We start from the raw sequence: 22,477 nt of genomic DNA, 5'->3' as shown, positions 1-22,477 counted from the left end.
TATGATACGAAAGGCTGACCAGCACTTGGAAATGAAGTGCCGGGCAGCCTTTTGCATTAAGCTGAATTTAAAAAGGTCTTGCACAGTTGCTAAATCTCAACTATGCTAGAGCACAATAACTGTTGAATAGGTGAGTTGAAGTGAAAAGTGTGAAACGATATCGGTGGGCGTTGCTGACCCTGGCAGTCATTGTTGTGGCGGGACTACTGATGTTACCCTGGCAATCACTGCTGGTCGTAGCGAATACCTGGTTTATGCTGGGCCTCGTCTTTTTGATGGGAGCGGCGTTCTTTGTCTTAGAGAAGGGCCACTTATTTGCCGGTTGGCGGAGACGTCGACGCAAAGGTGAGGAGCCATTACCAGAAGAAAAGGTACCCGTACGAGAAGTTGGCCGACTTAAAAATGGGCCAATCGTGGTGAATAAGTACGCCTGGTTTTGTTTGATCAACGCCATTGGCCTCATTGTACTGGGAATTGCTTTTACGGTGTAAAAAATAGCGCTCATCATCAGTGTTAATTGCTGATGATGAGCGCTATTACGTTCAAAAACATTACAGGGCAAACTTTTCAATGGCGTAAGCCACGCCGTCTTCTTCGTTGGTTTTGGTAATGAACTGGGCGTTTTGCTTCAGTTCATCGATCCCATTACCCATGGCGACACCGGTACCGGCGTATTTGACCATCGTTAAATCATTGCCTTGGTCACCAAGGGCCATGACTTCGTCTGAGGTAATGCCTAACTTAGTGGCGAGTTCAGCAATGGCGTTTCCCTTGCTGGCCTTTTTATTCATGGCTTCAAAGAAGTAGGGTTCACTTTGAACCACGTAAAAACGGTCTTTGAGTGCTTGAGGGAAATTCTTAATGAATTCGGACAATAATTTAGGATCATCAATAAACATGCCCTTTGAAATCGTGAGTTTATTCGTGATCTCTTCAGGTGTCCGGTAGCGGATCGGCATCTTAACGATGAACGATTCCGCAATCGTGTAGGGGCTGATGTCGCGGTTAGCCGTGTAAATGTAGTTCAGAGTTTCCATGTGGAAATGAATGTTTGATTTACGGGCCCACGTCTCGAGGTCGATGTAATCTTCTAAAGTGATGTTGTGACTGACGATTGGGGTACCGGAAATGGTCTGTGCCAAACTACCGTTGAACGTCACCACGTATTCGTTGTCGCCGCTAAGGTTTAGCGGTTCAAGGTATTGCTGGACACCAGTGATGGGCCGGCCAGTACATAAGACGACCTTGATGCCCTTTTGTCTGGCCTTGGCGATAGTGTCAATCGTGTGCTGGGTCAACTGTTTTTGGTCGTTGACTAAAGTACCATCGATGTCGATTGCGATAAGTTTGATTGCCATGAGTAAGCTCCTTAATTAGTTAAATGATATAGTCGTTATGCAGATGAGTCTGAAAGGCTTTGTAAATGGGGTCGAAAAGTTCGACGTTGTCTTGCTTAGAAGACAACATCTCTTTGGGAAAGAAGAACCGCTGATCACCTGAGAATTTGCCGGAAATGGCATTGACCAGCGCGCTCACAGTGGATAGTTCGATGAGCTGACCATCAGCTTGCATCAGTTCAATCTGTGCTGTGGGCTTCTCGTACGCGTCGTAGGGCAAGTCGTAGCTGTCGTTGATGGCCGTATAGTAAGTGGAATTAAAGCCGGCTTTTTCAATCAATTGGCGTAACTCAGGAATGAGTGATTTAGTCTTTTCGTCAAATTTGACGGATTTTAGTGGCTTGCGATCCAAAAAGCGGTGCGCTAAGTCGGCCAAGATGGGATCACTGGATTGGCGCCAATGCGCAAAGTAGGTGGTCAGCGTCCCGTCATCTAACAAGAGGTAATCCTCTAAGTTAAATTCATGATTGAAGAAGGGAAACAGCAGGTAAGGCGCAGCTGGTTCGTTACGGTTACTAGCTGATTCGTAATCCTCTTTTGCCCGTTTCAGCAGATGGTTTAAGATGACTTCCATCGAGCGGGAAACCGGGTGAAAGTAAATTTGCTGATACATTTGAAAGCGGCTGACGATGTAGTCTTCAACCGCGTGCATTCCGCTGATTTCAAAGCAGATGCCATCCTTGTAGGGCCGCATGACTCGCAGAATACGGGTCAGGTCAAAGGTACCGTACTTAGTTCCCGTATGATAAGCATCCCGCAGCAGGTAATCCATCCGGTCAGCGTCAATTTGACTGGAAATCATTTGCACGACTTGCGGGTTCGGGTAGGTCTTTTGAATCACGGATGCCACTTGAGCCGGAAATTCTGGGCTGACACGACGCAGCACTTGGTTGACCTCAGTGGTCGGAGACGTGATGATCTCAGCCGTGATGGCTTCGTGGTCGGTCTTAAAAATGTGCTCAAAGGTATGGCTGTACGGTCCATGCCCAATATCATGTAACAGGGCAGCGCAGAGGGCAACCAGGCGCTCGTTATCGTCCCAGAGACCATCACCTGGTGTTTGCGTCGGATAATTGCGCTGGAAGTTATCGCAGATCCGCCGGGTAATTTCGTAAACTCCCAGCGAGTGTGTAAACCGGGTATGCTCAGCGCCATGAAAGACTAACGATGCGGTCCCTAACTGTTTGATCCGCCGCAGTCGCTGAAATTCCTTGGTGTTGATCAGATCCAAAATGATCCGGTGCTGAATATAGATATAGTTATGAACGGGATCGCGGAAAACTTTTTCGCGGGGCAACCGTTCTGCTTGATATGGCAATGTAGACACTGCCTCCTTTAAGAGTTAAATGCCAAGCTGCCGTTTTTGCATCTTAGCGAGTTCTTTATTATAAGTTCTTTGAAATGCCGGTGACTGGGTGCTGGTCATCAGGGTATCACGATCCAGTTGGATATCCTGAGCCTGATACGCGGCCAGCATAGCTCCCTTGACTTCATCGAGGGTGAGTGGCTGGTGCAAGGCATCGGCCACGTTGATCATGGTATCCGGCCAGACTTCTGGAAAGCCTAATTCGTTGGTATGGCCAGCCAAGCCGGTATCGTAAAATTCACGCACCAGCGAGCCACGAAAAACTTGGTCACCCAAGATACTGATGTAAGCCATCACCACCAGTGCTTTAGTACTGCGCCGCTGGGAGATACCAGCGATCTTTTTGCCATTGACGCTGAGATCATAATCACCAGGACAATAGGAATGGGCGACCTCGTGATTTTCAATCGACAGGCTAGGAAAAGTCTGCCGCAGTAATTGTTTCATGAGTTCGTAGCCGTCATCCACTGATAAATGCTGGGCAGCGGTTTGCGGAATAAACAGCGAAACGTTTAAGACACCGCCATCACTGACTACCGCTAAACCGCCTGAGTTACGGATAAAATGGTCATAACCATTACTGGCAACGGCTTTTAAAGCAGCTGGCAGTTCCGGCAGGTGACGGTCCTTTAGACCGAGAATCAAAGTTGGCGGCAACGTCCAAAAATGCAGTAAGGCCTGATCAGTATCGCCGCAAAGATCCAATAAAGCATTGGTCATGCCAAAAGCGGCCAGTTTGTTGTCACTGGTTAATGGTGTATCGATCACTTGTAGAGATGAAAACAACGTTTGTTTTTTCATAGTATCCCTCGTTGACTATAAGAACAGTTCTTTATTCATTATAACGGAAATTAAAGCGCACGTCACTAATTTTGGACTAGCCCATTAATTTAGCCAGTCTGACCCGTGATAAAGGGGATAATAAAGGCGTTTATCGGGTGAGTTACCAGCCCAATACCAGTGGAGTTTAATCGTGCAAATTCTTGGCTAAAAGCGTTATAATGAACACAGCGTATTAAAAATGGAAAGGAAGGGTTGCAATGGATGACTTGTCAACCAGCATTCCAGTTGGCATTCACTTAACGACTCATACCGTGCAAGATGGCCAAGCCTCTGATTATGCAATTGATGTCGAGGGCCAGATCGTTCAAATCGGTGAGACAATTTATTTACGGTATCAGGAACCGGAATCTGATAACGATGATGAAGATAGTAACGTACCAGTGACCATTAAATTTTTGCCTAACGGTGACGTCACGCTGACCCGTAACGGGACTAACCGGTTACGGATGCACTTTAGTGCGGGCAAACGGATTCGGGCAACGTACCGGACCCCGTATGGATTAGTGCCAGTTGAAACGGTCACACCACAATTGCGGGTTGGGTTTCATGAACGGCCATTTGGCGGTTCAGCAGCAATTGATTACCTCCTTTATGCGGGTGAACAATTATTAGGAAATTACAAGATTCGATTGCAATTTACGGTTTAATCGAGTATAGTATTTCGTAGACTGTGAGAAGGGACGTGCACCAGTTTGGAATTAAAAGTCTTAGAAGGCCAAAATAAAAACGAATTATCGATGATTGAAGTAGCTCACGCCATTTTATCTGAGCGTGGGGATGCCATGTCGTTTGTTGACTTAGCCAATGAGGTTCAGGCATACCTGGGTGACTCGGATAAGGAAATTCGCGAGCGGCTTTCTCAATTCTATACTGATTTGAACATTGATGGCAGTTTCATTTCGTTAGGTGATAACGTCTGGGGTTTACGGACTTGGTATCCCTTCGAATCAATCGATGAAGCAACGGTTGGTGCAGAAGAAGACGAAGATCATCCCAAGACGAAGAAGCACAAGAAGGTTAATGCTTTCTTAGCTGACTCGGCCGATGATGATGACGTTATCGATTACGATGACGACGATCCTGAAGATCAAGACGACGTTGATGTCGATGATGACGATCTTGATGCTGACTACAATGATGATGACGATGACGACACCGACGATAACTCTAAAGAACTTGGTAAGTACAAGAATGATTTAGCAGATATCGATGACGGCGACGATGATGACGATGACGACTCCATGCCAGATGGTATTGAAGGTCAATTGTCAGAATTTAATGAAGATGATGATGACTTCGACGACTCGGATGACGACGACAAGTCAGGCAAATAGTTTGATGGACTCAGCTCACGAGCTGAGTTTTTTTGTGCCCTGAAAGTCACTCGGTTTTAAATTCTTAATGACTTTTGACTTGACGCAAAACTAACAACAAGGTATTATGTTTTTTGGGCACCTTACGAGCAATCGCAAGGTCAACGTTCGGAACAACCGCTCCCTATTCAATATGAATAGGGAGCTTTTTATTGGTTTACGATTGTTTTCCCTAAACTAATCTATGAGGAGTTATACAATGACCAAATATATTTTTGTAACCGGCGGTGTGGTTTCTTCACTTGGTAAAGGAATTGTTGCGGCATCTCTTGGACGCCTGCTTAAGAACCGTGGGTTAAATGTGACCATTCAAAAATTTGATCCTTACATTAACGTCGATCCTGGTACTATGAGTCCATATCAACATGGTGAAGTCTTCGTTACTAATGACGGGACTGAAACCGATTTGGACCTTGGTCACTATGAACGGTTCATTGACAATGACCTCAACAAGTATTCTAACGTCACGACTGGTAAGATCTACTCAGAAGTACTGGAAAAAGAACGTCACGGTGACTACCTTGGCGCAACGGTTCAAGTGATTCCGCATATTACTGGCATGATCAAGGAAAAGATTATGCGGGCAGGGAAGACGCTTAACGCGGATATCGTCATCACCGAAATTGGTGGGACGGTTGGTGACATTGAGTCTCAGCCATTCCTGGAAGCAATTCGTCAGATGAAGGCCGAAGTTGGTGGCGATAACGTCGTTTACATTCACACAACGTTAATTCCTTACTTGCGGGCGGCTGGTGAAATGAAGACGAAGCCAACTCAACACAGTGTTCGTGAGTTAAGAGGGTTAGGAATTCAGCCCAATATTTTAGTCGTGAGAACTGAAAAGCCGATTACGGATGCCATGCGTGATAAAATTGCGCTCTTCTGTGATGTGAAGCGCGAGGCCGTGGTGGAATCAATGGATGTTGATACCATTTATGAAGTACCGCTGCGCCTGCAAAAACAGGGCATGGATCAGCTGGTCTTAGATCATTTGCACGTACAGGCACCGGTTTCTGACATGGCTAAATGGTCAGTCATGATCAATAAGATCAATCATTTAAAGAAGACGATCACGATTGCTTTAGTTGGTAAATACGTGGCGCTTCAAGACGCTTACATTTCCGTGGCGGAAGCCTTGAAACACGCGGGCTATCCACTGGATGCGAAGATTGATCTGCACCTGATCGATGCTGAAAAAGTGACGCCGGAAAACGTGGCGGACACCTTAAAGGATGCCGATGGACTACTGGTTCCTGGTGGTTTTGGTGATCGTGGTATCGAAGGCATGATCACGGCGATTCAATACGCCCGTGAAAATAACGTGCCATTCTTAGGCATCTGCTTGGGGATGCAAATGGCCAGTGTTGAATTTGCCCGCCATGTCCTGGGTTACAAAGATGCGAACTCAACTGAAATGGATCCTAACACCACGCACAACGTGATCGACTTGATGGCTGATCAAACTGACGTGGAGGATATGGGTGGTACCCAACGGCTGGGGGCCTATCCATGCAAGCTGAAGCCGAACACGGTTACGGCAGCGGCATACGATAATCAAGCCGAAATTTCAGAGCGTCATCGTCACCGTTACGAATTCAACAATGCTTACCGTGATGAGATGAGTAAAAAGGGCTTAGTGTTCGCTGGGACTTCTCCTGACGATCATTTGGTTGAAGTCATTGAACTGCCAACCAATAAATTCTTTGTTGCCGCTCAATATCACCCAGAATTTCTTTCCCGTCCTAACCGACCTGAAGGACTATTCAAAGCATTTGTTGCGGCTGCTAATCATCAGCATGATGAAAAGTAGAGCAGGTTTAAGCCACGCGGTCGACATGATTGCGTGGCTTTTTGCCGTTAATAAGACGTTTGTTTGTTATTTGGGATAATTTTCAATGACATTCGTGCTTCAAATATTACAATTTAAGGGAATCAGCAGTAAACTATTGTATTTTAACTGTTCATTATTTATGATTAGTTAAGACTGCAGCGAAGCACGATTTTATAGTAGAGGGAAATTATGTCATGAAAAAAATGATAATCCACGGTGGACAGCGCCTGTCAGGCAGCGTCAACATCGGTGGCGCTAAAAACAGTACGGTCGCACTAATACCAGCGGCAATCCTGGCAGATACACCAGTTAAATTTGATATGGTACCAGATATTTTAGACGTTCATAACCTGATGCTGATTTTAGAGTCCATGAACGTGCACTCTAGGTTTGTTGACGGCGTTTTGACGATCGATCCCACTGAAATCGTGGAAGCACCAATGCCTAGCCGAGCCATTAAGAGCTTACGCGCTTCCTATTACTTTATGGGCGCACTGCTGGGCCGGTTTGGTCGGGCAACCCTGACCTTTCCCGGTGGTGACAACATCGGTCCCCGGCCAATTGATCAGCACATCAAGGCTTTTAAGGCACTGGGTGCTGAAGTAGAGGACAGTCATGGAACCGTCCGAATCACTACCGGTGAAGATGGACTGCACGGGGCGCGAATCTTCTTGGATGTCGTTTCCGTTGGGGCGACGATCAACACCATTTTGGCAGCCGTTAAAGCCAATGGTCTCACGACAATTGAAAACGCGGCTAAAGAGCCTGAAATTATTGATATTGCCACCTTTTTGAATAACATGGGTGCTCATGTTCGTGGCGCGGGAACCGACGTGATCCGTATCGAAGGGGTCCCCGTTTTACGGGCCACTAACGTCCACACCATTATTCCGGATCGGATTGAAGCGGGAACTTATTTGGCTATGGCAGCTGCTATGGGTGACGGGGTCCAGATTCATAACATCATTCCGGAACATTTGGAATCATTTACGGCCAAACTGATCGAAATGGGTGTTGATCTGCAAATTGGTGAGGATTCTGCCTACGTAGGGCCTTCGAAAAACTTAAAGGCAATTCAGGTTAAGACCTTGCCTTTCCCTGGTTTTGCCACCGATCTGCAACAGCCAATTACGCCGTTGCTGCTGATGGCCAAGGGGAGCAGCGTCATCGTTGATACGATTTATCCGCAGCGGTTAAAGCACGTCCCCGAACTGAAGAAGATGGGGGCTAAGATCCGTCCCGAAAAGGACATGGTCATCGTTGATCACACTGATCATTTGACTGGTGCTACCGTGGATGCCGGTGAGATTCGTGCCGGTGCCGCATTGATGATCGCGGCTTTGATGGCAGACGGAACAACAACAATAACCAGTGCCGAAAATATTTTACGGGGCTATGGCAGTATCGTTGAAAAAATGACGGCATTGAACGCTGACGTGAAAATTGAAGATACTGATCGCGTTGAAGAATTATAAGAGTGACTTGAATTAGGTTAATTCTTATGATATTCTATTTAGGTTGACGATAACAATCAATCTCTGTTTCAGTACATGATTCAGGGCAAAGGAGCGAAACAATTATGAAAAAAGGAATTCATCCAGATTACCACCAAGTGGTATTCCAAGACTCAAGTACCGGTTACAAATTTATGTCAGGTTCAACCGCAACTTCTGACGAAACAATCGAATGGGAAGATGGCAACACTTATCCATTGATTCGTGTTGAAATTTCTTCTGACTCACATCCTTTCTACACTGGTAAGCAAAAGTTTGCCCAAGCAGATGGTGCTGTGGATCGTTTCAACAAGAAGTACGGTCTCAAAAACGACTAATCTTAACCATTGGCCACTTACACTTGGTGTGGGTGGCTTTTTTGTTGACTTTTTTATTTAGAGACATAGAAGAGCCACATCTAACGCACGCTTTGTTAGATGTGGCTCATTTATTTTATATTGCCGAAACGTGTTCCAGCAAGCGATTAGAGAGCTGTATGTAAGCCAATTAAGCCATAAATCCAAGTTCGGGATTTCTGCCTTAATCGGCTTACATGTCGCTCTCTAATCGCTTGCTTCCACACTCTAACGCTTCAAATGCCCTCTCCTCAAACTAGCCGTATTATGCCAAACTAACAAGAAGTTTAACAGGACCAGGATCGAAGTCGAAATGAAGACACCCGAGTAATCAAACATTGTTGACACCGTTGAACCGATCATGGGTCCCAGCACGCTGCCCACCGCTTGGAAGGATTGATTCCAGCTAAAGATGCGGCCAGTGACTTGCGGTGGCGTATTTTTCGAGAGGATGGTTTGAACCGCTGGCAGCATCGTTGCGTTTGATATTCCGATAAGAAACCGCAGGAACATTAACTGCCAGACGTTGGTCACGAAGGCCATTGGCAGGTAGACCAAAATGGCAAAAATAAAACCGATCGATAAAATCAATTCCGTCCCGATCTTGTCGCCTAACCGGCCCAGTTGCGGTGCCGCAAAGAGGGTCGCGACCCCCGGAATGGCAGCAACAATGCCGCTAAACAGCGTAATCGCCGACCCCTTAGGCATAATTTCTCTGACATACAGGGATAAAATCGGTGAAATTGACATGTTGGAAGCCTGAATGATTAAGGTCGTAATGAACATCCCTAAGATCAATTTAGGATGGTTGATGACGCCCAGAACCGCCTTGCTTGACAGCATGTTTTCCTTTTTAACCGGGGTAAACGATTCCGTGACGAAAAAGTAACTGACTAAAAAGACGGATAGTAACAGGACACCGGTAATAAAGAAGGTGACCCGGTAGGAGAAAACTTCAGCTAAAGCCCCGCCGACCAGCGGACCAAATAGTGAACCGGCCACGTACCCGGTGGATAGGGTCCCCAGTGCCTGACCACTTTTGCTCTTGGGAGCTTGAGTCGCCATCAGCGCATTGGCGTTACTGATGTAGCCGGAAAAGATTCCCTGAATAAAACGCAGGGCCATGAGTTCCCACACGTTAGTCACGGCACCCATGAGTCCCATGACAAGGGCCATTCCGAGCGAGGCCCGCAACAGCATTAATTTGCGGCCCTTGCGATCGGCCAGCCGGCCCCAGATTGGACTGGCAACAGCTGTAACCAAGTAGGTTGCCGAAAAGGTAATGCCAGAATATAAATTAAGTTGATCCTTGGTGAAGTTACCTAACGTATCCACGTAAAGGGATAAGAACGGCATGATTTCGCTAAAAGCAAGGCCAGCCATAAAGGTACCAAACCACAGGACGAATAAGTTGCGACGCCAAACGGGACGTTTCGGCTTGACGGCAGCAGGTTCTGGTTCAGTCAATGAATATCAATCTTCTTTCTTTCAAAAAATTCTTCAATCGAGTAAAATAGAGCAGTAAGATAAAGAGTAGCACTTTTCCTGGCGATAACCAAGATATACTCATTGAGTGCTAAATGATGTGGACCGCTTTCATAAATGATGCCATAGGGATAGTGGGGAATAAAATGAAAAATAAAGGACGACGCCAATTTTCAAAATGGCTGTATCGAATTGGTCTGACACTACTGGTACTGATTTCTTTGGGACTGATCTTTAACCAGCAGATTAAAAATTACATGGTCAGTTCCTATCAGCCGAAAGTGACGGCTAAAACGGCGGCTAATAACGACCGAAAAAAGGCCAATTTTAATTTTAAAAACGCTAAATCACTGAACTTTTCAACCGTCGCTAAAGCCCGGCTGAATTCGCAAAAGATCCTGCCAGTGGGCCAGATCGTCGTGCCCAAGTCTAAAATCCACCTGCCAATTGCTAAGGGGGTTGCCAACACAACGTTAGCCCTTTCGGCTGGGACCATGCGGGCTGACCAGAGAATGGGGCACGGTAACTACCCACTGGCTGGGCACCATATGGTTCGTAAAGACATTTTGTTTTCGCCGCTGTATTTTAAGACTCGAGTAGGCGATACGATCTATACGACGGATATGAAGAAAGTGTACACCTTTAAGGTTTACCGACGAGAATTCATTGCCGCAACGCGGGTTGACGTGGTGAACCAGACGAAATCAAACATCATTACGTTAGTGACCTGCGACGCAACTGGGGCGCGGCGCTTACTGATTCGCGGACGCTTGACGCATACGGCTAAGTTATCAAACACGCCGGTCAAGGTTCAAAAAGAGTTTGCGGCTAAGTTTAACAATAAGTAATGCCGTTTTAGTAGTAAAAGGCCACCTGATCAGTCAAAATTGACTGACTAGGTGGCTTTTTAGCTTAACGAGCAGACTTAATTTTATCCAGCCAAGCTGGCAGCGCAGAACATAAAACTTGGTAGGTATATTCAAATCGATGAGTATACCAGGGATCAGGAATGTCTTGTCCCCGTTTATCAGGCAGGATATCTAGACACAGCTGAATCTTACTGCGATCCTGAGCAGGTGCCATCTGGTTAAGGTTGAAGACGTTTTGGCTGTCCATGGTAATAATGTAATCGGCCCAGTCAAAGTCTTGCCGGGTAATGGGCCGGGAATGCATATAGCTGTAGTCTAGTCCGTGAGCTGCCATCACTTTGCGGGCACCGGGATGGGGCTTGTGGCCATCTTCTTCACTGCTGGTGGCGCAGGAATCCACTTGAATTTGATCTTGCAGGCCAGCTTTTAAAACGAGGTCTTTAAAGATGGCCTCAGCCATTGGTGAGCGGCAGATATTCCCTAAACAGACAAAAAGTACGTTAGTCATGGTGACGACTCCTTTAGAGTGATTTTCCCCTCATGTTATGGGATAATGGCCGGAACGTCAAGCACTTGAGCGAGGGCAACAAATTTAAATGGATTAAATGTTTAGCGTCCATTTCAGCGTTATTTCGTAGTACAATAAAAGTGTCTATAATGTGAGAGAATGTGGGAAAAGTGATGCAAGGTAATTTTATCTATATCAACTGGGAACAGGTGAATAATCTCGTTATATCGTATGGCATTACGTCGGCTGACTTTGTGAATGGGATGCCCGATGTGCCGCAACGAATCGTACTGATCGATGGCCTGCTTGAGGGCAATCAAGTTAATGGCCACACCCGGTTTCAAACGGTGACGGGTCAAAATTCAGTGCGTGAATTTTTGCTGTCCAGAACCGATTCGCCGAAGATGTGGCTAGATTATCACGAAAGCGATGATCTTGATTTAATGATGCCTAGTGAAATTGCGGAATTATTATACATGGCGCATATGGGCACGCATTATCACCTTCCACTGTATTCAAAGTTACAAAATCAATATGCGTATCTGGCGACCACTAGCGGTTTCGTAAAAGTCTATTACCGGCAAATGGGGACCTTTGAGCATATTCTGGATGTTTCATTAAAGCGGCACCTCAGATTGCTGCACAGTAATCGCTGGATGATGTTTAACCGGCCATTTTCTGTCAGTGACGTGCCCGATGAAATCATTCAAAAATTAAAAACGGTCTTTTCCGAAGGGCTGATATTTGCGTTTGATCAGGCGATTGAGCGGCACCGGCGCTACTTGATCCCACTGCGCCTGCAAGAACATCCGGAACGGCAAAACTGGTGGCATGACCGCATGGACGTGTATGAGACTACCCAGCAGGTCGGTACGTTGAGTTACGATGTTGAACAGAAGCAGTGGGGAATTACCATTACTGATGAAACACCCTTTACCGAAAACGAAATGGATCTGTAAGCGGAGTGGGTCAAGGCTACAGCTTGATATACGCCGTTTTTTGGTGGCTTGGTCGTGGTATAATGATAAGCGATGTGCAACAAAAAACGAGACAAAAATAGGAGATTGTTTTCAATGAAGATGCAACTTGGTGAAATTGCAAAAGCAGTTTCGGCTCAAAATGATACGAGTGCTTGGAATGAAATTGAGATTTCCAGTGTCGCATTTGATAGTCGTCATTTAACTGCCGGGGCTTTGTTTGTGCCCTTGGAGGGTGAACGCGATGGTCATGAATACGTTCAAAACGCGCTGAAAAACGGTGCCGTAGCGACACTTTGGAAAGCTGACCACGGTGAGGCGCCAACGGATTTACCGGTATTGGTCGTTGAAGATCCTTTGAAGGCGTTACAGGCGCTTAGTCAACATTATTTATTAAAAATCAATCCTAAGGTAGTCGCGATTACCGGTTCTAATGGTAAAACGACGACTAAAGATATGGTGGCAGCGATTCTTGCTACCCAGTTTAACGTCACGAAAACCATGGAGAATTTCAATAACGAAATCGGCGTCCCGGTGACGATTCTGTCGATGGAGCCCAATACTGAGGTACTGGTAATTGAAATGGGAATGGATCGGCCAGGCCAGCTCGACTTTTTGAGCCGCTTAGTAGAACCCGATGTTGCCATCATTACGATGATCGGTGAAGCCCACATTGAATTCTTTGGGACGCGGGATAAAATTGCCGATGCTAAAATGGAAATTACTCACGGCCTCAAAGAAGACGGCACGTTTATTTACGATGGTGACGAACCGCTATTAGTTGAACGGGCTAAAAAAATTACTCAGCGTCAACGGACATTTGGCCGTTCCAAGGATGACGATATGTACGCGACAGCCGTTAAGGACACGGATACTCAGACAACGTTTACTGCTAATGAGTGGCCAGATCAAGAAATGAACGTTCCCATGATCGGTGACTATAACGTGAATAACGCGCTGGCAGCTTTAAGTGTCGCCAAGCTGTACCGCATTTCACCGCAAGCAGTTGCTAAGGCGTTTACGAACCTTAATCTGACGGAGAACCGGGCTGAATGGATCGACGGCAGTGCGGGCGAGCGAATTCTCAGTGACGTTTATAATTCTAATCCAACAGCCGTTAAAGAAGTCATGGCCGCTTTTTCTAAGGTGGCGACTCATGGTCAACGGCGTGTTGTGTTAGGTGATATGCTGGAATTAGGCGATCAGGCGGATGCCTTACACGCTGGGCTTCAAACCGCTTTTGATCCGCAGTTGATCCAGGATGTTTACTTAGTTGGCCCGCATATGAAGGCCTTGTACACAGCCTTGCAGGACAAATTCGATGCAGCACACCTGCATTTATATGGTACCGATGAACAGGAAAAGTTAATGACGCAGCTAAAGGCTGATCTCAAACCAACCGATATTGTGTTGATCAAGGGGAGCCATGGTATTCACCTTGAAAACGTATTAGCCGCTTTGCAATAAGCTAGCAGCCGTCCCCCGAAGTCATTGGGAACGGTTGTTTTCAATTGTTATGAATATTAGTTGTTGCTTTTATCAGTAGCGTGATGTATGATACTCTAGTTGTAATTTTTTCGAACTTAAACATTTCTAACGGGGAATATGACGCAGCACGAGACGGATTTCTCATAGTCTTATTCCCTTTGCAAAAGCCTATTAGGAGGATACTTATTTGAAGTTTTCAGAACTCGGGTTAACAAAAGCCTTACTTGAAGCCGTTGAACGTAACGGTTACGAGGAAGCAACCCCCATTCAAGCAGAAACCATTCCAATGGTATTGGAAGGTAAAGACGTTATTGGTCAAGCACAAACAGGAACTGGGAAGACTGCGGCCTTCGCATTACCTATTTTGCAAAACATCGACCGGGATGATCCCCACATTCAAGCATTAGTCATTTCACCAACGCGTGAATTGGCCATTCAAACCCAGGAACAAATTTTCCAATTGGGTAAGGAAGAACATGCTAAGGTTCAGGTTGTCTACGGTGGTGCCGATATTCGTCGTCAAATCAACAGCTTGAAGAATCACCCCCAAGTCTTAGTCGGAACACCAGGCCGTCTGCTGGATCACATGAACCGGCGGACAGTTAAACTAGACCACGTTAAGATGCTGGTCTTGGATGAAGCCGATGAGATGTTAAACATGGGATTCTTAGATGACATTGAATCGATTATCAAGGAAACACCTGACGAACGACAAACGATGCTGTTCTCAGCTACGATGCCAGCAGAAATTAAACGGGTTGGCGTGCAGTTCATGCACGAACCACACCACGTAAAGATCAAAGCTAAAGAATTAACCACTGATCTGATTGACCAGTACTATGTTCGTGCTAAAGATTACGAAAAATTTGATGTGATGACTCGGATCTTCGATGTGCAAGCACCTGATTTGAGTATCGTCTTCACTCGGACTAAGCGTCGGGTGGATGAAATTTCTCGTGGCCTTGAAGCCCGCGGTTATAACGCTGCTGGGATTCACGGTGATTTAACACAGAAGAGCCGTTCACAGATTCTGAACCGGTTCAAGCATGGTAAGCTGGATATCTTAGTGGCAACCGATGTTGCTGCTCGTGGGATCGATGTTGAAGATGTTACCCATGTCTTTAACTACGATATTCCTCAAGATCCTGACAGTTACGTGCACCGTGTCGGCCGTACTGGCCGTGCCGGGCACCATGGTGTGTCATTGACTTTCGTCACACCAAACGAAATGGATTACCTACGTGAAATTGAAAAGTTAACTAAGGTGCGGATGCTGCCATTGAAGCCACCTTCGGAAGAAGATGCCTTCACTGGACAATTAAGCAATGCCGAAGAAACGGTTAAGGATCTGGTTGAAAAAACCGATACTGATAAATACGCCGATATGGCTTCTAAATTGCTTGACCAGTATGAAGCAGTTGACTTAGTTGCTGCACTTTTGAACGACTTAACTAAGGACAACTCCAACCAAGTACCCGTTAAGATCACCCCAGAACGTCCATTACCTCGTCACAAGGGTAGCGGCGGTAGTCGGAACTATCGTGGTGGCCGAGGCGGTCATGGCGGTGGCCATGGCCGTGGCGGTAACGGTCGTCACTATGGCGGTCGCAACAACGATTCCCATCATCGCTATGGTTCTAGCAAGGACCGTCATGATCGTGGCGGTAACCGAGATCATGGTGGTAACCGTGATCATCGTGATCACCGCGACCATAAAAACAGCGGTGGTAACAAGCACGGGTTTACGATCCGTAAAAAAGACTAATTTATAACTAAAGAAATCTCTTAGGCAATTTGCCTGAGAGATTTTTTGTCTAGTCGTTAAAATTTGCGAGTGAAAAAGCATCAACCAAGCGTGAGTAGGTGTCATGTTACCCCATGTGTGAGTGTGGTAAAATTAAGGCTACGAAAACAGTGCGAAAGTGAGGTTTCGGCTTGATATACGGAATTGGTGTAGATATTGAAGAAATCGGCCGTATCGTCGATGTTGCTGATCAGGAACGGTTCGTCAAAAAAGTGCTGACACCGAATGAAGTTGCGGTTTATCAAACGTTGAATGATAAACGCGGTGCGGAATTTTTGGCCGGTCGCTGGTCTGCTAAAGAAGCCTATAGTAAGGCGTTTGGAACCGGTATTGGTAAAGCGGTATCGTTTCAAGATGTTGAAATACTAGATAATGAGTTCGGCAAACCCGAACTGGTAAAACAGCCGTTTAAGGGTAAGGGGTTTGTTTCGATCTCACACACACGTCAATTAGTGATGACACAAGTCTTACTAGAAGGAGAGTTCACAAAATGACAATTGGGATTCATCGGCCTACTCAGCTCGTGATCGATCAGGCGGCTATTTACCATAATATTGCAGCGGAGAAGGCCCGGTTAAAGCCAGGAGTTGAGTTGTTTCAGGTGGTCAAAGCTAACGGATACGGTCACGGGATCACTCAGGTGGCAAGAACGGCTGAAAAAGCGGGTGCTACCGGCTTTTGTGTGGCGATTTTAGATGAAGCGTTAACGTTGCGAGAAGCAGGCTTTATGCAGCCCATCTTAGTATTAGGTATTACTGAGCCGCAGTATGCTGACGTGATGGCAGCTCACCATATTTCAGCAACGGTGGGTTCGATCGACTGGCTAAAGACGGCAACTAACGCGCTGTCAGCGGATCACCAATTAGCGGTTCATTTAGCGCTGGATACTGGCATGGGACGCATCGGTTTTCAACATCCCGCAGAGTTGCGCGCAGCGGTTCAGTATCTCGATGACCAGGCGCAATTTAATTTTGAAGGGATCTTTACCCATTTTGCGAAGGCGGATGCCGCTGACACGGCCTACTTTGAACAGCAGATCGACCGGTGGAAAGCCTTTATGGCCGTCTTACCTAAGCGCCCTAAATACGTGCACGTATCGAACTCAGCAACCAGTTTATGGCACGCCGCCTGCAACGGCAACATGATTCGCTACGGTGTGGCGGCGTACGGCCTGAATCCTTCTGGTACGGAATTAACCGCCCCCTTTACATTACAGCCGGCGATGAGTCTAACCACTAAAATGGTGTACGTCAAACAGCTGCCGAAGGGCTACTCCGTGAGCTATGGGGCAACTTATACGGCTCAGCAAGATGAATGGGTAGCGACCCTGCCGATTGGTTATGCTGACGGCTACGAACGGCGGCTTCAAGGTTTTCACGTGTTGGTCAATGGTGAATTTTGTGAAATTATTGGTCGCATTTGCATGGATCAGCTAATGATTCGTCTGCCTCAGAAATATCCGGTTGGCACTACGGTGACCCTAGTTGGCGAAGATCATGGTCAGGTCATCAGCTTGCAGGATATAGCCGACTATTGCGGCACCATTCATTACGAAATTGCCTGCGGTTTTACCCAGCGATTAAAGCGAACTTATATTAATTAAAGTTAAACAGCACCCCTTATCCAGGCAAAACTGGGTAAGGGGTTCTTTTTTGTTGACGTCAATGGTAGAATTATATGAATAAGTAACGGAGAAATAGGAGTCCATAATGAGAAGTTATAACATACGAGGTATAATTACCAAACAGCGCGTTTATCATTCTCAACTGCCCTTGCGACAATTTAAGCACTTAATCAATAGCCTTAACTTTCCAGACTGTCAGCTAACTGCTGATCTGGTAAACGTAACGGCGTCTTTAATTAGCGGTTATCAGAAGATGAGTACGGTTAACGCGGCAATTGTTCAAGAATACCTGCCATGTGAAAATGAAGTTGCTCGGTTATATTTGGAGGACCCACAACTGTGAGCGACGTTAAGATAGGGGATGAAGAAATGGCAAATGATGAGATCAAGCGGGGGGACATTTATTACGCTGATTTATCGCCCGTGGTCGGCTCAGAACAGGGGGGCGTGAGACCGGTGCTGATCGTTCAAAACAATATTGGTAATCACTATAGTCCAACCGTGATCGTAGCCGCAATCACAGCTCGGATCTCCAAACCGAAAATGCCAACGCACGTGGCGATAAAGGCCCATCATACAGGAATCGAAAAAGATTCGGTCATTTTGCTGGAGCAAATTCGAACGATCGATAAGCAACGGCTTAAAGACCACGTTGCGCAACTGGATGAGGTCACGATGCAACAAGTTGACCATGGTTTAGAAGTCAGTATCGGCTTAAATAAAAAAAGTGATTATAAGCAGCATAAGCGAGTCTAGTTTTGGTTAATTACATAGTGCAAGATGCCATCCTTAAAACGGGGTGGCGTCTTTTTTTGACAACAAGAGGCCGTGACATAAGTCTATATTGGTAAGTATTTTAACTGTCTTCTTAACTGAAAATAGCAAAAAAATGACCATTTGTTCAATACTTCAATATAGTCTAATCGTGTTCTAAAACTCAGATTCCGGCCATTTAACTCAAAAAAACCCGTTCCGACAAAGTTCGCCGGAACGGCTTTTTTGAGTTAAATTCTGGAATCTACCGAGTTTTGTCACACACTCTAAAATTGATGATTACAAGGCTATATTTCGTGGTTTAAATTTTCAATTTCTGGGACTTGGAAATCTTTGCGTTCCAGTGCGCGTACAATGCGGTCAAGCCTAGTCTTATCAACGTCAGCGGGTAAGGTGAACATAATGCGGTGCACTAATTCACCATCGCGGGCATCAAGACTGATGACACTAGCGATATTGGTATATTTAGTAATGATCTTTGCGATACCCACCAAGTCACCACGGGTTCCCGGTGAAACAACGGTGAGGACGTAAGAACCAATATTAACGTTCCACGATTGTGACAGCATGTCCATTAACCGGGTATGCGTCAAAATACCGTAAAATTTGTTCTCAGCATCGAGAACGGCGATATATGGCAGATCCTTGATCGAAAAGAAGACGTTGAAGAAAGCAGCGTCAATTTTGATAAACTTGGTGGCATTTTTCAATAAGGTCGTGACGGGTAATTGCATATCACCGCCACGCGACTTGTGCCGATAGATATGCATCTTATAGATGTTACCCCGGAAAATCGTGCCGGTTTCATCTAAAATTGGTACACAGCGATAACCGGAATCTTCAAGTATCTTCAGAGCTTCTTCTAAGGTGACGTTTTCCTGAACGGTCACCAACCGCTCCTTAGGCTTGATCAAGGATTTCAACAACATTGGGTGTAACCTCCTAATAATTAGAACTCTCTAATAAACTAAAAATATCATACCATAAAATTAGGCGTAGAAACAACTTGAATAGCGCCTTAGAGCCCAAAAGTCGGGATTAATTTAGATTAAAATTCTAGGTAAGCAGCGATTGTGTTTGTAAAACTGAAACTGGACGGCTATGCAGGTAACAAAAATCAATAACTGTAAATTTTTGAAGTAAAAAGAGGTTAATTATTGTAAATTTTGGTTTTAAGTATTATGGTTATTTTATTAATAGTAGACATACTTAATGGCTCTATTAAATTTAGTGGTGACCTACAACAGTTATTACATGATACATTTAATTCAATAAAGGTTTTGCTTCAAAACTTATTAAGGGCATAAACGAATAGCAATGCAGGAAGCTAGATGGTGTTTATGTTTGGTAATCGGGGATAAGTTAGTGTGATGATTTAATTTTTAAGCTTTAAAAAGGGGAGTGACATTTATGGGGAATCTAGGAAAAGATAATCATGATTTAAAACAAGACTGCAGTACAAAAAAGGAACATTATAAGCTTTATAAGGCTGGAAAACTATGGCTAATTGCAGGCCTAACGACACTGAGTTTGGGATTAGCTCAGTTTGGCTTCACAGCTGTAGCGAAGGCTGATGATACCGCAACGGAGCAGAGCCCGACAACGCAGGTAAAAACGGCACAGCCCTTGCAGCAACCTGAAGTTAGCTTGTCAACCAATACTGAAAACAATAATGGGAGCAGTGTGTCAAAAACTGATGCGACTGCAACGCAGCCGGCAGCTGATCAAGAGCAACCTGCATCCAGTAGTAAGACTGATGGGACCGTTGTTCAGCCAGCAAATGATAAAGAGCAACCGACATCAACTAACAAAACTGATGCAAGTGCAACTCAGTCATCAACTGATAATAAGGATCAGGCTGCACCAACAACAAGCACTGGGAACAAAACCGGTACTGTGAATACTGAACAATCAAAATCTGAAAGTGGTTCCGTAAATAATACAAATTTGGAAAACAGTAATAAAAGTACCGCTGATGACGAAACTGATCAACCGGCTAAATCAGCTGATGGTGATGCGACTGTTAGCGATACTAATGATGCTACAGACAATGCCGGAAAAGTTCAGAATGCGGCAACGGGCACATCTAAAACAGCTGATACCGTCACAAACGTGAAGAAACTTGAGCAGGGTTCGCCGAAGAGTGGGGAACAATTACCAGAAGGGTTTAGTGTGAGTGATCCTGACTATAATCCAGACAGTTATGCTGCTTCCGTCAAGAATACTGGAGATCATTACGTTTACTACGAAGGTAAATTGGGAAATTACCATTTGGACCTTGAGACCAGCAGAACGGATCCAACAGATGTTGTATTAGTTGTTTCACAACAAAATGGGACTGGTTGGAATGTACTTTCTACCACTCCAATTACTGGTGCTAGTTATACTGATTCTCATACTGGAGCAGTTATATATAATGATACTCAAAGTGTATATATTAAACATACTGGTCTTCAGGTAGTTTCAAATGTATATGGGAAGTTATCAGGGGATGGAAACAATACGTATTCTGGCGATGTGGTAATTAAACCAATGAAACAAGAGCAAACCACGAAGTACGTTGATGGCTCTAAAAATGAAATTGCCGACCCAATTACAATGAAAGGATTGTCAGGTCAAAAATATACTACTAAGCCTTCGACTGAACTAAAGGGATATACACCCCAGGCTAGTTCCAATGCTAATGGTTACATGTCACCATTTACGGCTGATGGGCAAGTGATTACTGAGATTATTCATAGATCTTCTGGTACCAATGCTACAGTTACTTATACGGTTACTGATCTTAATGCTGGTACCCATTCATGTTGATTATAAAACGCCTGACAAACATGGTTCAGACGATTTGACATATACTCCAGCCACTGCAACAACTCCCGCGAAGAGCGACTTTTATAACTTCGATAATTTTAATATGATTAATCCATACATTCCTCAAACAACAACAATTACTTACACTTACGATGCTGCACATGTGCATGTAAACGTTAAGTATGTTGATGAAAAAGGCAATACGATTAAACCTGATGACACAGTGAATGGATCATTCAATTCCGCAACAACAATTCCACAACCAGAAATATCTGGATATACCTACGATACTGGTTTTACAAAAACTGACACTGACAATGCCAGTTCATTTACTGTGACGAATCTTACCAATGTCAACACTGTAACTTTACACTACAAGGCCAACTCTGAAACTGTCACCGTCAAGCATGTGGATGAAAACAACGTTGCAATCGGAACTGATTCAACAATTCAGACCAAGTTCAATACAACTTTGGATTTGTCAACGGCTGATAAAAATTACAAGGTAGATGGGTATGAGGTTGCCCCAGATGCTCAAATTTCATACAAAGTAGCCACTGATTCTCCTCAAACAGTGACAATCAAGTACATTAAAGATATTAAAGCGACTGTGACAGTTCCAAGCAACCAAGGTGATCAAACGGTACCTGATGTAACCGGTAAGACAGGCGAACATGTCACTGTTGATGTGCCGCCACTTGAAGGTTACACACCAGATAAAACGACCGTACCAGCGACAGTGAATGCCGACGGCACGATCACCGTTGATAACCCAACGACCACAGGTAAAGTAACCTACACACCAAATGATGCCAAGGCAAATGTGACGATTCCAAGCAACCAAGGTGATCAAACAGTACCTGATGTAACCGGTAAGACAGGCGAGCATGTTGATGTCACAGTACCAGTGAAGCCGGGCTACACAGCGGATAAGCCAACGGTACCGGCGACAGTAAATGCCGATGGCACGATCACGGTCGATAACCCAACAACTACAGGTAAAGTGACCTACACACCAAATGATGCCAAGGCAAATGTGACGATTCCAAGTAACCAAGGTGATCAAACGGTGCCTAATGTAACTGGTAAGACGGGCGAGCATGTTGATGTCACAGTACCAGTGAAGCCGGGCTACACAGCGGATAAGTCAACGGTACCGGCGACAGTAAATGCCGATGGCACGATCACGGTCGATAACCCAACAACCACAGGTAAAGTGACCTACACACCAAACGATGCTAAGGCAAATGTGACGATTCCAAGCAACCAAGGTGATCAAACAGTACCTGATGTAACCGGTAAGACAGGCGAGCATGTTGATGTCACAGTACCAGTGAAGCCAGGCTACACAGCGGATAAGCCAACGGTACCGGCGACGGTGAATGCCGACGGCACGATCACCGTTGATAACCCAACGACCACAGGTAAAGTGACCTACACACCAAACGATGCCAAGGCAAATGTGACGATTCCAAGCA

The 22,477-nt window shown here is 45.3% G+C and carries 21 protein-coding genes; 15 read left to right on the top strand and 6 right to left on the bottom strand.

Features of this window, described 5'->3' with window-relative positions; genetic code table 11:
- Positions 1 to 149 precede the first annotated feature (149 nt).
- The gene (locus CES79_RS11665) at positions 150 to 491 is read left to right on the top strand and encodes a DUF3899 domain-containing protein (protein WP_133286379.1); all 342 of its coding nucleotides are present in this window, start codon (positions 150 to 152) and stop codon (positions 489 to 491) included.
- 60 nt (positions 492 to 551) lie between these two features.
- Here CES79_RS11665 and yidA read toward each other — a convergent pair whose 3' ends face one another.
- The 3 genes from yidA to CES79_RS11650 are packed head-to-tail and all read right to left on the bottom strand — an operon-like array spanning position 552 to position 3,564.
- Complete coding sequence (gene yidA / locus CES79_RS11660; protein WP_054656417.1) at positions 552 to 1,358, bottom strand: sugar-phosphatase; 807 nt, start codon at positions 1,356 to 1,358, stop codon at positions 552 to 554.
- A gap of 19 nt (positions 1,359 to 1,377) precedes the next feature.
- On the bottom strand, positions 1,378 to 2,715 hold the full coding sequence (locus tag CES79_RS11655; protein WP_054656416.1) for an HD domain-containing protein: 1,338 nt from the start codon (positions 2,713 to 2,715) through the stop codon (positions 1,378 to 1,380).
- A 24-nt stretch (positions 2,716 to 2,739) separates the two neighbouring features.
- A complete protein-coding gene (locus CES79_RS11650) occupies positions 2,740 to 3,564 on the bottom strand; it encodes a lipoate--protein ligase family protein (RefSeq protein WP_089137303.1) in 825 nt (274 codons plus the stop codon).
- A gap of 239 nt (positions 3,565 to 3,803) precedes the next feature.
- On the opposite strand from CES79_RS11650, the gene CES79_RS11645 reads away from it, so the two are divergent.
- From CES79_RS11645 to CES79_RS11625, 5 genes are all read left to right on the top strand, one after another.
- On the top strand, positions 3,804 to 4,253 hold the full coding sequence (locus CES79_RS11645) for a YwiB family protein (RefSeq protein ID WP_054656414.1): 450 nt from the start codon (positions 3,804 to 3,806) through the stop codon (positions 4,251 to 4,253).
- Positions 4,254 to 4,298: 45 nt separating this feature from the next.
- Positions 4,299 to 4,940: a DNA-directed RNA polymerase subunit delta gene (gene rpoE / locus CES79_RS11640; RefSeq protein ID WP_054656413.1), complete on the top strand. Its 642-nt coding sequence runs from the start codon at positions 4,299 to 4,301 to the stop codon at positions 4,938 to 4,940.
- A gap of 238 nt (positions 4,941 to 5,178) precedes the next feature.
- Positions 5,179 to 6,789 (top strand): CTP synthase, encoded by a 1,611-nt coding sequence (gene pyrG / locus CES79_RS11635; protein ID WP_089137302.1) that lies wholly within the window; start codon positions 5,179 to 5,181, stop codon positions 6,787 to 6,789.
- Positions 6,790 to 7,004: 215 nt separating this feature from the next.
- A complete protein-coding gene (murA, locus tag CES79_RS11630; RefSeq protein ID WP_089137301.1) occupies positions 7,005 to 8,285 on the top strand; it encodes a UDP-N-acetylglucosamine 1-carboxyvinyltransferase in 1,281 nt (426 codons plus the stop codon).
- Positions 8,286 to 8,389: 104 nt separating this feature from the next.
- Positions 8,390 to 8,641 carry a type B 50S ribosomal protein L31 gene (locus tag CES79_RS11625; protein ID WP_054656412.1) on the top strand — a complete coding sequence of 84 codons (252 nt, stop codon included), beginning with the start codon at positions 8,390 to 8,392 and terminating at the stop codon, positions 8,639 to 8,641.
- 246 nt (positions 8,642 to 8,887) lie between these two features.
- Here CES79_RS11625 and CES79_RS11620 read toward each other — a convergent pair whose 3' ends face one another.
- Entirely contained in the window at positions 8,888 to 10,126 is a 1,239-nt protein-coding gene (locus tag CES79_RS11620) for a multidrug efflux MFS transporter (RefSeq protein ID WP_089137300.1), read from the bottom strand.
- Positions 10,127 to 10,290: 164 nt separating this feature from the next.
- On the opposite strand from CES79_RS11620, the gene CES79_RS11615 reads away from it, so the two are divergent.
- Positions 10,291 to 10,992 carry a class A sortase gene (locus CES79_RS11615; protein WP_089137299.1) on the top strand — a complete coding sequence of 234 codons (702 nt, stop codon included), beginning with the start codon at positions 10,291 to 10,293 and terminating at the stop codon, positions 10,990 to 10,992.
- Between the two features lie 64 nt (positions 10,993 to 11,056).
- Here the strand turns inward: CES79_RS11615 and CES79_RS11610 are convergent, their stop codons facing one another.
- On the bottom strand, positions 11,057 to 11,521 hold the full coding sequence (locus CES79_RS11610; RefSeq protein ID WP_054656411.1) for a low molecular weight protein-tyrosine-phosphatase: 465 nt from the start codon (positions 11,519 to 11,521) through the stop codon (positions 11,057 to 11,059).
- Between the two features lie 173 nt (positions 11,522 to 11,694).
- Here CES79_RS11610 and CES79_RS11605 point away from each other — a divergent pair, with 173 nt between their 5' ends.
- From CES79_RS11605 to CES79_RS11575, 6 genes are all read left to right on the top strand, one after another.
- Complete coding sequence (locus tag CES79_RS11605; protein WP_089137298.1) at positions 11,695 to 12,480, top strand: hypothetical protein; 786 nt, start codon at positions 11,695 to 11,697, stop codon at positions 12,478 to 12,480.
- A gap of 114 nt (positions 12,481 to 12,594) precedes the next feature.
- Positions 12,595 to 13,965 carry a UDP-N-acetylmuramoyl-tripeptide--D-alanyl-D-alanine ligase gene (locus CES79_RS11600; protein ID WP_054656409.1) on the top strand — a complete coding sequence of 457 codons (1,371 nt, stop codon included), beginning with the start codon at positions 12,595 to 12,597 and terminating at the stop codon, positions 13,963 to 13,965.
- A gap of 208 nt (positions 13,966 to 14,173) precedes the next feature.
- Positions 14,174 to 15,751: a degradosome RNA helicase CshA gene (gene cshA, locus CES79_RS11595; RefSeq protein WP_089137297.1), complete on the top strand. Its 1,578-nt coding sequence runs from the start codon at positions 14,174 to 14,176 to the stop codon at positions 15,749 to 15,751.
- Positions 15,752 to 15,921: 170 nt separating this feature from the next.
- Positions 15,922 to 16,284, top strand: coding sequence for a holo-ACP synthase (gene acpS / locus CES79_RS11590; protein WP_089137296.1), 363 nt, complete (start codon positions 15,922 to 15,924; stop codon positions 16,282 to 16,284).
- A complete protein-coding gene (gene alr / locus CES79_RS11585; RefSeq protein ID WP_089137295.1) occupies positions 16,281 to 17,393 on the top strand; it encodes an alanine racemase in 1,113 nt (370 codons plus the stop codon). Before acpS ends, alr begins: the two co-directional genes overlap by 4 nt.
- 390 nt (positions 17,394 to 17,783) lie before the next feature.
- On the top strand, positions 17,784 to 18,170 hold the full coding sequence (locus tag CES79_RS11575) for a type II toxin-antitoxin system PemK/MazF family toxin (protein WP_089137320.1): 387 nt from the start codon (positions 17,784 to 17,786) through the stop codon (positions 18,168 to 18,170).
- Positions 18,171 to 18,475: 305 nt separating this feature from the next.
- On the opposite strand, the gene cbpA is transcribed toward CES79_RS11575, so the two are convergent.
- The gene (cbpA, locus tag CES79_RS11570; protein ID WP_089137294.1) at positions 18,476 to 19,117 is read right to left on the bottom strand and encodes a cyclic di-AMP binding protein CbpA; all 642 of its coding nucleotides are present in this window, start codon (positions 19,115 to 19,117) and stop codon (positions 18,476 to 18,478) included.
- A gap of 481 nt (positions 19,118 to 19,598) precedes the next feature.
- On the opposite strand from cbpA, the gene CES79_RS11565 reads away from it, so the two are divergent.
- Together CES79_RS11565 and CES79_RS11560 are read left to right on the top strand one after the other, a co-directional pair.
- On the top strand, positions 19,599 to 20,999 hold the full coding sequence (locus CES79_RS11565; protein ID WP_089137293.1) for a KxYKxGKxW signal peptide domain-containing protein: 1,401 nt from the start codon (positions 19,599 to 19,601) through the stop codon (positions 20,997 to 20,999).
- A gap of 103 nt (positions 21,000 to 21,102) precedes the next feature.
- Positions 21,103 to 22,477, top strand: a 1,375-nt coding sequence (locus CES79_RS11560) for a MucBP domain-containing protein (RefSeq protein ID WP_191983085.1), incomplete at its 3' end; no start/stop codon positions are given.

The organism is Secundilactobacillus silagei JCM 19001 (assembly GCF_002217945.1).
Lineage (GTDB): Bacteria > Bacillota > Bacilli > Lactobacillales > Lactobacillaceae > Secundilactobacillus > Secundilactobacillus silagei.
The sequence above is the reverse complement of the archived record's forward strand: the minus strand, read 5'-3'. Positions and strand labels throughout refer to the sequence as shown.

Bases quoted from the DNA above. Each gene is read 5' to 3' on its own strand.
- yidA (WP_054656417.1), bottom strand. From the start codon at position 1,358: ATGGCAATCAAACTTATCGCAATCGACATCGATGGTACTTTAGTCAAC.
- CES79_RS11650 (WP_089137303.1), bottom strand. From the start codon at position 3,564: ATGAAAAAACAAACGTTGTTTTCATCTCTACAAGTGATCGATACACCA.
- CES79_RS11645 (WP_054656414.1), top strand. From the start codon at position 3,804: ATGGATGACTTGTCAACCAGCATTCCAGTTGGCATTCACTTAACGACT.
- pyrG (WP_089137302.1), top strand. From the start codon at position 5,179: ATGACCAAATATATTTTTGTAACCGGCGGTGTGGTTTCTTCACTTGGT.
- murA (WP_089137301.1), top strand. From the start codon at position 7,005: ATGAAAAAAATGATAATCCACGGTGGACAGCGCCTGTCAGGCAGCGTC.
- CES79_RS11625 (WP_054656412.1), top strand. From the start codon at position 8,390: ATGAAAAAAGGAATTCATCCAGATTACCACCAAGTGGTATTCCAAGAC.
- CES79_RS11615 (WP_089137299.1), top strand. From the start codon at position 10,291: ATGAAAAATAAAGGACGACGCCAATTTTCAAAATGGCTGTATCGAATT.
- CES79_RS11610 (WP_054656411.1), bottom strand. From the start codon at position 11,521: ATGACTAACGTACTTTTTGTCTGTTTAGGGAATATCTGCCGCTCACCA.
- CES79_RS11605 (WP_089137298.1), top strand. From the start codon at position 11,695: ATGCAAGGTAATTTTATCTATATCAACTGGGAACAGGTGAATAATCTC.
- CES79_RS11600 (WP_054656409.1), top strand. From the start codon at position 12,595: ATGAAGATGCAACTTGGTGAAATTGCAAAAGCAGTTTCGGCTCAAAAT.
- alr (WP_089137295.1), top strand. From the start codon at position 16,281: ATGACAATTGGGATTCATCGGCCTACTCAGCTCGTGATCGATCAGGCG.
- CES79_RS11575 (WP_089137320.1), top strand. From the start codon at position 17,784: ATGGCAAATGATGAGATCAAGCGGGGGGACATTTATTACGCTGATTTA.
- cbpA (WP_089137294.1), bottom strand. From the start codon at position 19,117: ATGTTGTTGAAATCCTTGATCAAGCCTAAGGAGCGGTTGGTGACCGTT.
- CES79_RS11565 (WP_089137293.1), top strand. From the start codon at position 19,599: ATGGGGAATCTAGGAAAAGATAATCATGATTTAAAACAAGACTGCAGT.